This window comes from Alicyclobacillus acidoterrestris (assembly GCF_022674245.1).
GTDB lineage: Bacteria > Bacillota > Bacilli > Alicyclobacillales > Alicyclobacillaceae > Alicyclobacillus > Alicyclobacillus acidoterrestris.
On sequence record NZ_CP080467.1, the window covers coordinates 3,267,501 to 3,280,325 of the forward strand.

At 55.1% G+C, this 12,825-nt stretch carries 11 protein-coding genes and 2 rRNA genes (1 of these 13 cut by a window edge); all 13 read right to left on the minus strand.

What is annotated here, in order from left to right:
- Window positions 1-415: ribosomal RNA gene (locus tag K1I37_RS16090) — 23S ribosomal RNA — on the minus strand (it extends 2,529 nt beyond the left edge of the window).
- 207 nt (window positions 416-622) lie between these two features.
- Window positions 623-2,154 (minus strand): 16S ribosomal RNA (locus K1I37_RS16095).
- Together the 16S and 23S rRNA genes form the textbook arrangement of a ribosomal RNA operon.
- A 1,055-nt stretch (window positions 2,155-3,209) precedes the next feature.
- On the minus strand, window positions 3,210-4,067 hold the full coding sequence (locus K1I37_RS16100; protein ID WP_152498874.1) for an anti-sigma factor domain-containing protein: 858 nt from the start codon (window positions 4,065-4,067) through the stop codon (window positions 3,210-3,212).
- Between the two features lie 3 nt (window positions 4,068-4,070).
- The gene (gene sigI, locus K1I37_RS16105) at window positions 4,071-4,832 is read right to left on the minus strand and encodes an RNA polymerase sigma factor SigI (RefSeq protein WP_021298377.1); all 762 of its coding nucleotides are present in this window, start codon (window positions 4,830-4,832) and stop codon (window positions 4,071-4,073) included.
- 82 nt (window positions 4,833-4,914) lie between these two features.
- Complete coding sequence (gene ruvB, locus K1I37_RS16110; protein WP_021298378.1) at window positions 4,915-5,925, minus strand: Holliday junction branch migration DNA helicase RuvB; 1,011 nt, start codon at window positions 5,923-5,925, stop codon at window positions 4,915-4,917.
- A gap of 67 nt (window positions 5,926-5,992) precedes the next feature.
- Window positions 5,993-6,628 carry a Holliday junction branch migration protein RuvA gene (ruvA, locus tag K1I37_RS16115; protein ID WP_021298379.1) on the minus strand — a complete coding sequence of 212 codons (636 nt, stop codon included), beginning with the start codon at window positions 6,626-6,628 and terminating at the stop codon, window positions 5,993-5,995.
- Complete coding sequence (ruvC, locus tag K1I37_RS16120; protein ID WP_021298380.1) at window positions 6,628-7,173, minus strand: crossover junction endodeoxyribonuclease RuvC; 546 nt, start codon at window positions 7,171-7,173, stop codon at window positions 6,628-6,630. The genes ruvA and ruvC overlap by 1 nt, the downstream gene beginning before the upstream one ends.
- A gap of 159 nt (window positions 7,174-7,332) precedes the next feature.
- Window positions 7,333-7,707 (minus strand): hypothetical protein, encoded by a 375-nt coding sequence (locus tag K1I37_RS16125; RefSeq protein ID WP_021298381.1) that lies wholly within the window; start codon window positions 7,705-7,707, stop codon window positions 7,333-7,335.
- A gap of 64 nt (window positions 7,708-7,771) precedes the next feature.
- A complete protein-coding gene (locus tag K1I37_RS16130) occupies window positions 7,772-8,515 on the minus strand; it encodes a YebC/PmpR family DNA-binding transcriptional regulator (protein WP_021298382.1) in 744 nt (247 codons plus the stop codon).
- Window positions 8,516-8,593: 78 nt separating this feature from the next.
- Window positions 8,594-9,445 carry an NAD+ synthase gene (locus tag K1I37_RS16135; protein WP_021298383.1) on the minus strand — a complete coding sequence of 284 codons (852 nt, stop codon included), beginning with the start codon at window positions 9,443-9,445 and terminating at the stop codon, window positions 8,594-8,596.
- A gap of 35 nt (window positions 9,446-9,480) precedes the next feature.
- Window positions 9,481-10,353 carry a nitrilase-related carbon-nitrogen hydrolase gene (locus K1I37_RS16140; RefSeq protein WP_021298384.1) on the minus strand — a complete coding sequence of 291 codons (873 nt, stop codon included), beginning with the start codon at window positions 10,351-10,353 and terminating at the stop codon, window positions 9,481-9,483.
- A gap of 107 nt (window positions 10,354-10,460) precedes the next feature.
- Window positions 10,461-11,453, minus strand: coding sequence for a phosphotransferase (locus tag K1I37_RS16145; protein ID WP_021298385.1), 993 nt, complete (start codon window positions 11,451-11,453; stop codon window positions 10,461-10,463).
- Between the two features lie 4 nt (window positions 11,454-11,457).
- On the minus strand, window positions 11,458-12,663 hold the full coding sequence (locus tag K1I37_RS16150) for a LysM peptidoglycan-binding domain-containing protein (RefSeq protein WP_021298386.1): 1,206 nt from the start codon (window positions 12,661-12,663) through the stop codon (window positions 11,458-11,460).
- Window positions 12,664-12,825 lie beyond the last annotated feature (162 nt).

Sequence of the window (12,825 nt, forward strand, 5' to 3'; positions counted from 1 at the left end):
CGGATACCGGGCTCTCACCGTCTATGGCCGGCCTTCCCATGCCGTTCTCCTACGGATTGCTTCCTGCTGGCTCCCTGCAGGTTGCCGCCAACAGCCCCTCGACCCCGAATGCGCATCGACTGCAGTCTGTACCACGCATCCGGTTTAGGCTTCTCCGCTTTCGCTCGCCGCTACTGACGGAATCGCATTCGCTTTCTCTTCCTCGAGGTACTTAGATGTTTCAGTTCCCTCGGTTGCCCCCGTACACCTATGGATTCAGTGTACGGTACTAGCGCTTCACACTAGCAGGTTTCCCCATTCGGACATCCACGGCTCAATGCTCGCTTACAGCTCCCCGTGGCATTTCGGTGTTCGCCCCGTCCTTCTTCGGCTCTTGGCGCCTAGGCATCCTCCGTGCGCTCTTCCTAACTTCACCGTTTCGACTCCATGACTGACTTACACCAGTCACTTCATCCAGTTATCCGGCTATTGTTACCTGTTACTCGCATTTCGGTTACCGGTTTACTTTTCGAGGTTGTTCCATATTCAGTTGCCAAGGTACATGAGTTTACCTTGTCTCATATGAGACGTTGGCTCCCTCAAAACCAAACACACAACACCTAAAAGCCTTGTTTCTCCGTAGAAAGGAGGTGATCCAGCCGCACCTTCCGATACGGCTACCTTGTTACGACTTCACCCCAATCATCAACCCCACCTTCGGCGGCTGGCTCCATAACGGTTACCTCACCGACTTCGGGTGTTGCCGACTCTCGTGGTGTGACGGGCGGTGTGTACAAGGCCCGGGAACGGATTCACCGCGGCATGCTGATCCGCGATTACTAGCAATTCCGGCTTCATGCAGGCGAGTTGCAGCCTGCAATCCGAACTACGAACGGCTTTTTAGGTTTTGCTCCACCTCGCGGCTTCGCTTCCCGTTGTACCGCCCATTGTAGCACGTGTGTAGCCCAGGACATAAAGGGCATGATGATTTGACGTCATCCCCGCCTTCCTCCGACTTACGCCGGCAGTCACCTGTGAGTCCCCACCTCTACGTGCTGGTAACACAGATCAAGGGTTGCGCTCGTTGCGGGACTTAACCCAACATCTCACGACACGAGCTGACGACAACCATGCACCACCTGTCTCCTCTGCCCCGAAGGGAAGGTACATCTCTGCACCGGTCAGAGGGATGTCAAGCCCTGGTAAGGTTCTTCGCGTTGCTTCGAATTAAACCACATGCTCCACTGCTTGTGCGGGCCCCCGTCAATTCCTTTGAGTTTCAGTCTTGCGACCGTACTCCCCAGGCGGAGTGCTTATTGGGTTTCCTTCGGCACTGGGGTGTGTCCCCCCAACACCTAGCACTCATCGTTTACGGCGTGGACTACCAGGGTATCTAATCCTGTTTGCTCCCCACGCTTTCGTGCCTCAGCGTCAGTCACTGTCCAGCAAGGCGCCTTCGCCACTGGTATTCCTCCACATATCTACGCATTTCACCGCTACACGTGGAATTCCCCTTGCCTCTCCAGCACTCAAGTCATGCAGTTTCCAAAGCAATCCCAAGGTTGAGCCTTGGACTTTCACTTCAGACTTACACAACCGCCTACGCACGCTTTACGCCCAGTGATTCCGGACAACGCTTGCCCCCTACGTATTACCGCGGCTGCTGGCACGTAGTTAGCCGGGGCTTCCTCACTCGGTACCGTCTCACAAGGAGCTTTCCACTCTCCTTGTCGCTCTCCCCGAGCAACAGAGCTTTACAACCCGAAGGCCTTCTTCGCTCACGCGGCGTTGCTCCGTCAGGCTTGCGCCCATTGCGGAAGATTCCCTACTGCTGCCTCCCGTAGGAGTCTGGGCCGTGTCTCAGTCCCAGTGTGGCCGGTCACCCTCTCAGGTCGGCTACGCATCGTCGCCTTGGTGAGCCGTTACCTCACCAACTAGCTAATGCGCCGCGGGCTCCTCTCTCAGCGATGCAGTTGCATCTTTCAACACAAGTAGATGCCTACCCGTGTATTATCCGGCATTAGCACCCGTTTCCGAGTGTTATTCCAGTCTGAAAGGCAGATTGCCCACGTGTTACTCACCCGTCCGCCGCTAGCCCCGAAGGGCTCGCTCGACTTGCATGTATTAGGCACGCCGCCAGCGTTCGTCCTGAGCCAGGATCAAACTCTCAAAAAATGGCGTTGTTACATATGTTTCAATCGTCGCTGTGACCAAAGGTCACGTCGACCGAAACTTTTAGGCGTGTGTGTTCAGTTTTCAAGGAACCAAACCTGCTGTGAAAGCCCCACTGAAGCTGATTCAACGAGGAACCAGATGAAGTGATTCTTTCGAGCAAGCACCGCTTCTATCGAAGCAGCCTAAGTACTATATCACGAACTGACGTTCGTTGCCACTGGTAAGTTTTTCATCGCCGGTCATCACCGGAGATGACTCCGAGATACCATCGATATTCGGCAAAAACCGACACCAATTGGCCGATGAAAACCACCGAGACAGCTGCGCTTTGAGGGCAGCACCGCTTGAAGCGACAATGAGTAATATATCACGGTTTATCATGAAACGCAACAGCTATTTTGAAAGAAGCGCGTAACCCACTTCACTCACACATCAACATCATCCGTGTATCTAAGCGACTCCGCAGCAGAATCAATCACCAAGCGCTCAAAAGCCCATCCGTTCAGTTCGTCCGCTGCTATACTTCAATACACATTCAACACACAACTTTTCCACCAGCCCAACGTTTACGTTCCTATAGTCTACGGACTTAAGGACTATCAGACTTGGTGGACCCTAATCGCCAACAGCTACATTGGCTTGTCCAAACTGAAGCATCTACGCCTCATAATCGGACGTCCATCAGCTACATCTGACAATCCAAACTAGCGCAGGCCATCGTGATCATACACGTTCAACGACTACCCCAGCCAGACAAGTAAGGGCACCGCACCACGCACTGCTCAACACAAGTCATCGACAGATGACATACACCAAGGCCAACTTGCAGCCAGCACACTTCCGCTCAGGCTATCTTGGCGCACAGCACTTGATGGCATCGGCATCCCAAGGCACGAAGCACTCCAAGGCACTCCAAGGCACTCCAAGGCACTCCAAGGCACTCCAAGGCACTCCAAGGCACTCCAAGGCACTCCAAGGCACTCCAAGGCACAAGGCACAAGCCGGCACTAATGCATGGGCTCGCGCGCCACAGCCTGTCGTCCGTGATGCGAAAACTACTGTCCACTTGCGGCCGGCGTGCCAGCGGGTATAGCCGAGCCCACAATGGCAGCCACTTTGCTGTAGTTGCCCGTGTTGAGCTGCGCCGTGCCAGTTTGCAGGTCGTGGACTTGCGCCAGGACCATCTGGACTTGCGAGGATGTGATGTCGGACAAGGATACAGGAACGCCAACTTGTTTAGCGAGCAGGTAGGTTGCGTATTTACCCGGTGATACGTTTTGCTTCATGGCCTCGTTCCATACGGAACTCGAGACGTCCATACTGTAGACATTCGCCGTTTGCGCCGCTGCAGCACCAGCCGCTTTAAGGGCGGCATCCACATCGTCCGCAGCCTGCGTCTCAATCGCCGTTGCATCTGTATGGCTATTGGCGCCAGCCGCCGCGACGATAATCGTATCGTTTGCCGGCAGTAACCCCTGCTGTACAGTCTTGTGCACGAGGAGTTGAATCACCGTACCGAGCTTATCCCCGTTGACGTGCATGGAGGCGGCCACCTGCTTGCCAGCCGAATTTAAGCCGTGAATGCCGAGAACCGTCATGTGATCACTCAAGTCGAGACTGACGCTCGGACTCATATCGAGGGAGACAAACGCATATGCCTGTGCTTTAGGCGGCGCGATGAAGATGGCATGCAAAAGCCCTGCGCAAATCACGACCGCGGCTGCCACGCTGGCGATGGCGGATCGGACTCGTAGTCGATGACCAACAAAGTTTTGCTGCATCGGCACCGGCACCATATCCCCTACACTCGCCGGGACATCCAATCGAATTTGCTCAAATAGGCCCTGCGGCGTCATCACAACCGCCCGATTGCGCCGAATTTCCATGACTACGCCAATTTGTACGTCTGTCACCACTCACACCTCCTTTGCATCTTCCAAAAACGACTGCAGCATCGGGAAATCTCCCGTCAGGAGTATGACAATTGCGAGGATATACTTGCGCTGGCGCTCCATTGTCTTGCGCGACACCTGCACGCGGTCTTCGAGCTGCTTGAGCGGCAGCGACTTTCGGCGCTCGACAAACTCCAATAACATCGCATCCCCGGCGATAACCCGTCCAATCTCAAAAGCATTTTGACGCGCGTCCCCGTGCTTCGGTGAAATGCGCACCAGTTCCGCAAACGACAGGTCAAACTCTTGAAGCCGCTTTTGGTACTCTTCGATTTCATACGCCCGCAACGTCGCCTCTTCCGACAACTGATGCAGCTCGAGCGACGTGCTCACTTCGGCGTAATTCGTGACATTGTCCTCTTCGTCTAATAAGTCGAATTCGCTCCACGGGACTTGCTTTCGATCCCGCTGACGGGAGCGGAAAAAGTCAATGAGCCGCCGTCGAATAATCGTTTCCGCGAACGAGAGAAACGAAGACTCCCGGTCCAGGTCAAACCGGTCGATCGCTTCGTTGAACGCGGACAGCGCAATGCTGTACTCGTCGTCCACCGTCTGGTCAATATAGCGGCGCGTGGTTTGCGAAGCAATACGAAGAATAAACGGGACATAAGACGAAATCAACTGATTTCGCGCCTCTTCGTCCCCCGATTTGGCGCCGTGGAGGAGTCGGGTAAGTTCTTTCCGTTCATCGGATCGACGACGACCGCGAAAAGGCAGGACTCCCACACGTTCCACCTCATTTCATCATTCGCGAACAGGTACCCCTTTTCCGGGGGTCTACCAGCCATCTCACGGAATTTGTAATCTGTCAATGATTCCCATCCGCAGATGGTACCGGGCGCCCTAAGTGGCGATAGCCCTGGGCGGTCACCACACGACCTCGCGGCGTGCGCTTCAATAAGCCCATCTGCAACAAGTAGGGTTCATAGACGTCTTCGAGCGTGTCCGATTCTTCGCCAATCGCCGCGGCAAGGGTTTCAAGCCCTACCGGTCCACCGCCAAACTTATCGATGGCTGCGAGTAAAATGCGCTCGTCTACCGAATCCAATCCCAATTTATCGACGTTCAACCGCGTCAGCGCGTCATCCGCCGCGCCATCATCAATCAAATCCCGGCCCGACACCTGCACAATGTCGCGCACGCGCTTGAGCAGGCGATTGGCAATCCGCGGCGTCCCCCGCGCCCGCCGGGCAATCTCCATGCAGGCGTTGGGCGTGATGGCCACTTGCAAAACGTCAGCGCTGCGGCGGACAATCTCGGCCAATTCGTCGATGGGATAGTAGTCCAGATGCAAAATGACGCCAAATCGGTCGCGTAGCGGCGCTGACAATAGTCCAGCCCGCGTGGTTGCACCCACCAGGGTAAAAGGTGGCAGGTCTAAACGAACCGATCTCGCCGAGGGACCCTTCCCAATCATGATATCGAGCGAAAAGTCCTCCATCGCAGGATACAGAACTTCCTCCACAGAGCGAGACAAGCGATGAATCTCGTCGATAAACAAGACGTCACCCGGCTGCAAATTGGTCAGCAGCGCTGCCAAATCGCCTGCCCGCTCAATCGCCGGTCCCGATGTCACCCGGACATGAACGCCCAGCTCGTTGGCAATAATCATCGCTAACGACGTTTTGCCGAGGCCCGGAGGGCCATAGAGCAGGACGTGATCGAGTGATTCACCGCGCTCACGAGCCGCCTGGATGAAAATTTTCAAGTTGTCCTTGACGGTTCGCTGCCCAATATAGTCGTCGAGAAAGCGAGGGCGAATAGAATCGAGCGTCGTATCTTCGCGGCTCCACTCAGCCGAAACAATGCGGTCGTCCATACGTCACCTCCTCCACAGTACGCGCAACCCAATCTGCGCTTGTGCTTGACGAACGTCAAACATCCAACTACAACCGATTGACATCGGCCTGATGTTGATATAACCAAGTGAGTGCAGCCTTCACAGCAGCTTCGACTGTCGTGTTCGGCGCGGCGCGCTCCAGCACGGCTTCCACCGCTCGCTGCGCCTCTTTCGGACGATATCCGAGCGCGACGAGCGCCGTCGTGACATCGTCGACGATGTCTGTCGGCGTCGGCTCCACAGCCGCTAAGTGAGGCGTAAACTCCCCGTGTTTTACCGGCAAGTCATCCAGTTTGTCTTTTAAGTCTAGAATCATCCGCATGGCCGTCTTCTTCCCGATGCCAGGGAGCGTACAAAGCGTGTTGGCGTCCTCCTGCCGAATCGCTGCCACCAGTGACTCTGCGGGCAGCCCTCCGAGCATCTGCAAGGCCACTTTTGGACCGACACCAGACACACTAATCAACTTCTCAAACACGGCTCGCTCGGCTTGCCGAAGAAATCCATAAAGCAAAATTGCATCTTCGCGCACATGTTGATATGTGTACAGGCGCACTTCCTGCTCCAACGACAAACTGAAAGCTGCCGTGTCGGTCGTATAGACGCGGTAGCCGACGTCGTGCACGTCGAGATCGACATAGCCTTGACCAATATCCACTACACGACCGGTTAGAAAGACTATCATCAGCGTGTCCTCCGCTCCCAATTCCAGCCGGTTGTGCGATTTGCCTCTCGCACCTCAAGTCGCTCAATTGGCGCGCTGTGGCCGTGGGTAATCGCAATCGCAAGCGCGTCTGCGGCGTCATCCGGTTTTGGTAGATCTACAAGACCTAATAGCAACTTGACCATCTGCTGGATTTGCTGCTTGTCGGCTCGACCATAACCGGTGACCGCCTGCTTGACTTGCATCGGTGTATATTCCGCAATCGCAAGCGATTGTTCTGCCGCGCTTAAAAGCGCGACGCCACGGGCCTGCCCGACGGTAAACGCCGTCGTCGTATTTCGGTTAAAAAACAGCTCCTCAACTGCCATCACCGCAGGGCTGTGCCGTTGGATGAGGTCAGTTAACTCGCGAAAGATTGTCTGTAAGCGAACGGGCAGTGGCGTCTGTGCGTGGGTCTCAATGCAGCCATAGGTGACACACCGGAGGCTACTTCCTTCCACATCGACGACACCATAGCCAAGTCGAGCAATCCCCGGGTCAACACCCAGGATTCTGAATGCATTCAAGCGACGTTCCCCTCTCACTACCAAAACCCGCGATGCGGGGAAACCCAAGTCGATTTCATCCAGGCGTGATGCTGAATAGAACTGGATAAATGACAAAAGGGACGCGATATACGTCCCTCATTGTCTCATAAATGGGCGTTTTGCAGAAGACTATACCGGTTAAACCTGAACTCGTCCACCCTCATCGCCTGACGCGACCGCGTTCCGCTCGTACACAGGTTCCATAAAGTACCACGTCAATCCGACGTTCAAGTGCCAGGCAGGGCGTTCCCCGGCGAACGCGACGACAGCGTCATCTGCAATTGCGTGCTCCTCCACATCACACTGCCCGCCGCTGCCCTCTGTCACAAACAGTGCGGATTGTGCTGGCTCCTTGGTGTTCATCCCGGCCATCTCTTGACCAAAGTCGCTTGTCGGCAGGACGTTCGCATGCGCTGCATCCGTCCAAAGACACGACGTAAAGATGAAAGTGACCATTGCGAGACAGAACGACAGTGGCCGAAACAGCGTATATATCAGGTTGCGTGCTTGCAACGCTCTCACCTCTTGGTTCAGACGTTACATTTAATGTGCGCACGCAATGACAAGTTATGCAGTCTCACGCTTCTTCTTCATCGTCTGGTGCATCCGCATTGTGATAAACATTTTGCACGTCGTCATGTGCCTCAAGCGCTTCAATCAAGCCGAATACCTCATCTGCGGCCTCTCCTGAGACTTCCACGGTCGTCGACGGAACATAGGTGAGTTCTGCGTCCTCGTAGTCAATCCCCATGGACTCAATCGCACCGCGCACGTCTCTAAACGACTCGACCGAGGTGGTGATGAGAAACGCGTCATCCGACTCCTCAACGTCGTCAGCACCGGCCTCAATGACCGCCAGCATAAACTCTTCCGCATCGGTTACCTGTGACTTGGCACAAGAGATTTGGCCTGTGCGCGTGAACATCCACGCAACCGATCCCGATTCACCGAGGTTCCCACCCCGCTTTTTGAAAATATGGCGGATATCCGCCGCCGTCCGATTGCGATTATCCGTGACAATATCGATTAACACCGCAACCCCGTGTGGCGCATAGCCCTCATACTGGATTTCCTCGTACGTCACGCCCTCGAGGGTCCCCGTCGCCTTCGCGATGGTTCTCGCGATGTTGTCCGCAGGCAGATTGCTCTGTTTGGCTCGCTCAATCGCCACCTTTAGCCGAAAGTTCGTCTCCGGGTTACCACCGCCCTCTTTCGCGGCCAAGTAGATGTCCCTCGACAGTTTCGTAAAAAGTTGGCCTCGAACCGCATCCTGCTTACCTTTACGGCGTTGAATGTTATGCCATTTTGAGTGACCTGACATCGTTTCTCCCCAACCTTCTCGCATACTTCAATTCCATTCCCATGATAAACGGGGCGGCACCCGGATGCACACCCTTTTTTACACGCCCCAGTCGCGGGAATAGCGGAAATCAATACCAATGGTACGGCTAGAAATCTTCGCGATAATCGGCAACCGGCGCTTATAGTGATTTCGCTGCACGCGCCGGACAATCTGTCGAACGAGCATGGCATCGTACCCGCGCTCGACAATCTCCTCTTCGGACAGACGCAAATCCACCCATTGAAAGAGAATCTCATCTGCGTCGTCATAGCTGAACCCTAGCTCTTTTTCATCCGTCTGATCTTCCCACAAGTCGGCACTTGGCGCCTTGTCGAGAATGCTTGAGGGAACCCCGACATACCGCGAAATTTGCCGCACTTGCGACTTATACAAATCGCCAATCGGATTCAACGCGCTCGCCATATCGCCAAACTGTGTACCATAGCCGAGCAAAAGCTCTGTCTTGTTGCTCGTGCCGACGACCAAGCTATTGTTCGCGGCGGACAAATCGTAGAGCGTAACCATCCGTTCGCGCGCCATCCGATTTCCCCGACGCAAGTTGCTAGCGCGCTCGCCCAGCAACTTGTCCATTTTTTCAAAATATGCATCAACCGGTCCCGAAATGTCGACCACCGTGTATGGGATTCCCAAGTCCTCGACGACTTCCATCGCGTCGTCGAGACTGGATTGACTGCTCGTCCGATACGGCATCAGCACGGCGTGGACCGCGTCTTTACCGAGCGCCCGAGTCGCTAGATACGCTGAAAGTGCCGAATCAATACCGCCCGACAAACCAAACAACACCCGCTCAAATCCGACCTTGCGCACCTCGTCTCGAATAAACCCTTCGAGCACGCTTGTCGTGAATGGCGCATTCACTCGCAACGCCTGTTCCATCTCTGGTTTCATGACGCACTTCACCTCGCTTACAAATCGATTCGTCTTTATTCCACACGTGTGTTATCCGTACGTGCACGCCCCATGCGCCGCAAATGCCGCACCATCAACTCAAGTCGCTCATCGCGCAGCAAAGGCGTGGTATAGCGGGCGCGGCGCACATCCCGATCATCGATGGCGCCAAACACCAACGTCTCTTCGCCGACCCCCGCTTGGACAATCCAGTGACCATCCGGTCCGACAATGCCAGAGCCGCCATAAAAGTGCACGCCGTCCTCATATCCGACGCGGTTGGAGAAGATGATGTGAACGCCAAACAACTGTGCATACATCTGCAGCAATTGTCGCCAGAACGTATGCGAACCAAAATCGTGCTCGTCCATCACATTGCGGCCAGGACTCGACGCTGGAACGTACAGTACTGTAGCCCCTTGCATGGTCAACAGATACGGCATCGACACATGCCATGCGTCTTCACAGATGAGTATGCCGCTCTTCTTACCGTGAACGGCAAACGGCTCGACCAGATTCCCTTCCTTGGCATAGCGCTTCTCATCGAACAATCCGTAAGTCGGCAAATACGCCTTGCGGTGCACGTGCACAATCGCGCCAGCAGATGCGTACACGCTGGATATGTAGATAAAATGTTCTTCCGATTCCTCGATGAAACTAAAGACCACGTCAATATCCCGACTGGCCTCGACGAGGGAGACAATGTCCGGGTGGTCTAGTCGCCGAGCCACCTCAAGCGTCAAGTCTTGCAATAAATATCCTGTCAAGCCGAGTTCAGGGAACACAACAACCTGTGCCCCTTGTTCTCTGGCGCGTTCTATGTATTGACGATGGATAGCCAGATTCGCATCGAAATCGCCTAATCTCGGCGATATCTGCGCAATGGCGATGTTCTGCACGTGCGACACACGCAACTCCTCCAATACCCTCAAAATACAACAGAATACAGCAGAATCCCCAAATGATCATTCCTGTCCAGTATACCGTCGGGGCATGGGAATGCAAAAGAGGCTCGTCATGCGTCGAGCCTCTGTGAATCAAGCCCCAGCGCCAGTCTGTAGGACAGCTTGCGCCGTTCACACGCTATCGCGTAGTGTACCCTCGTCAAACCGTCTTCTTTACACCCCGTCCGCGACCATTCCATCAGTGCGCGAACGAGAATATCGGGCCACATCGTCAGTGTCCACAACATATCCGCCTGGTCAGTCGTCAATTTTGCAGATGTAATATAGCTGTCGTGCAGCCGATAATATTCGTCAGCGGACATCTGCGTCAAAAACGTGCAGTGGCTGATAAATTGCATCGGGTCGTGGAGCATATCATCGTAATTGGCGTGATCGAAATCAATCCAAGCGACCGTGTCGGCCCCCTGATAGATGACATTGTGCGGGGCCAAATCGCGGTGGCAAAACGCAAACGTCGCATTCACGTCGCTTCGATGATCCGCCAAGTATGCAGCATAGCGCTTCAAGACATACCGCATTTGCGCCTGCGCGCATTCACTCCAGTGCCGCAACTCGGGACATTTCAATTCAGCCGCCTGCCACAGACGCGACACACCGCGCTCCTTCAGGCGGAGTTTGTGCAACAGTGTGCCGCGTTGAAGGACGGACCAGCCAGGAAACTTACTGGCTTGACTCGCCCGGTGCAGTCGACCGAGTGACGTAAGTACCGCCTCGCGCTCGCGCCACTGATTGGTGTTGACGTGTCTACCAGTCAACCAGTGCTGCAAATAGCCTGGTTGTATCCCAGGGACATCCATGACATAGTGTCCTTCGCGCGTAGGCAGCGGGAGCGCAGCCTCTGCCCCCGCTGCCTCAAAAACGGGTGACAACTCTGCCAACGCGCGCAAACGCGCTTCATCGTCGCGAACCGTCAGCGGTTTCCAAATAAAGTGACGCCCGTCTTTCCCGATGACGCCGACGACCGTCCGCCTGCGAACCAACGTCTCGACCTCGATGCCATAATGTCGCAAAAGCGCTGCTACGAGGTGATCACGGATAGACATGGTTTTACTTATCCTCATCGAGGCGAATCGTCAGGGTTCCAGACCATCCTTCTTCATCATCGCGTGAAGTTTCAGGCTCTTCCTCGATCCCGCGCGCGACATGCTCAACGCCCGCCGTATCCGCATCTGCCTCTTGGTCGAATGTTCGCATGGACTCACTCGTCCATCCATCACTAAACGAGAAACTAGAAGAACCCTCGTCATCCGCAAACCACTGAGTTTCTCCATGGAAACCTTCAACAGAGCCTTCAACGCGACCGAATTCACCGTCTGGTCGATACGGGTTGTGCGTGTTCGGGCCATACAGTTCGGAGTCGGGTGCAGATGCAGGTGCAGGTGCAGCCGTCGTCGCGCCTTCCGTGGGCACCCCTGTCACAGGTGCTTGATTCCCCATCGCTTGCCACGTTGGATAGGGCATAGCGCCGCCGGTAAAATAACCCGGATATTGAACATATGGTGCATAGTACGATGGGTATGGATACTGTTGCATCGGATATGGCTGCGGATAACCGTACATGTAATCTGGATATTGCCCATATGGCCCCATACCCCCCTGCGGATATGGCGAAACCGGCACACCCGGAACCATCGGCTGCGGCGTATCATAACCAGGCCCGCCGTAGGTCATCTCATCCGCACTTTCCGCCGTCCCGGCAGGCGCAGGCGACTGCATGGGGGCGACGCCTTGCCCAGGAAATGGCTGCGGCCATGCCCCTGGCGCCACTTGACCGGGCGCATACGGGCCAGGCGCATTCGGATACAACACAGGTGAACCGGGATAATGTGGCGTGTTCGCCTGCGGTGTACCCTCTGTCCGATCCGGCACCGGCAGCGCCCCTGTCGGCACATAGACTACACTTCCGACGGTCGGCTCCCCGGCTTCGGCAGCCTCCGGGTTGGTGTGATGCAACTGTTCCAGCTTGACACCGTATCGCTCCGCAATTTTCTGCCACGTGTCGCCTTCGGCAGCCTGATGCGGCCAAACAAACCCAAAATACGCGGGCACCGTCTCATCCTGCGCATGCGCGGATTTTTCCGCCTTATCCTTCGCCGGCTTCCCAAGTTCCGGAATAACAATCGTCGTACCGACCATCAGTTGGTCTGGATTTTGTATCTGCGGGTTTGCGGCCAACAACAACGGTACGCGCACACCAGTCCGTCGGCTAATTTGATAGAGCGTATCTCCAGGCTGAATGACATACTTTTTCAAGCCAAATACCTCCTTGATGAAACCTCTAACCCTGTTCGCTGCGACAGTATATGCAAACGCCTATGTTGTGGCACGATTTTCATAGAAAAAAGACCGACCCTGCTGACGTATCGTCTACGTCAACAGGGTCGGCAAATCATCTACCGGATTAAATTTGTGCGA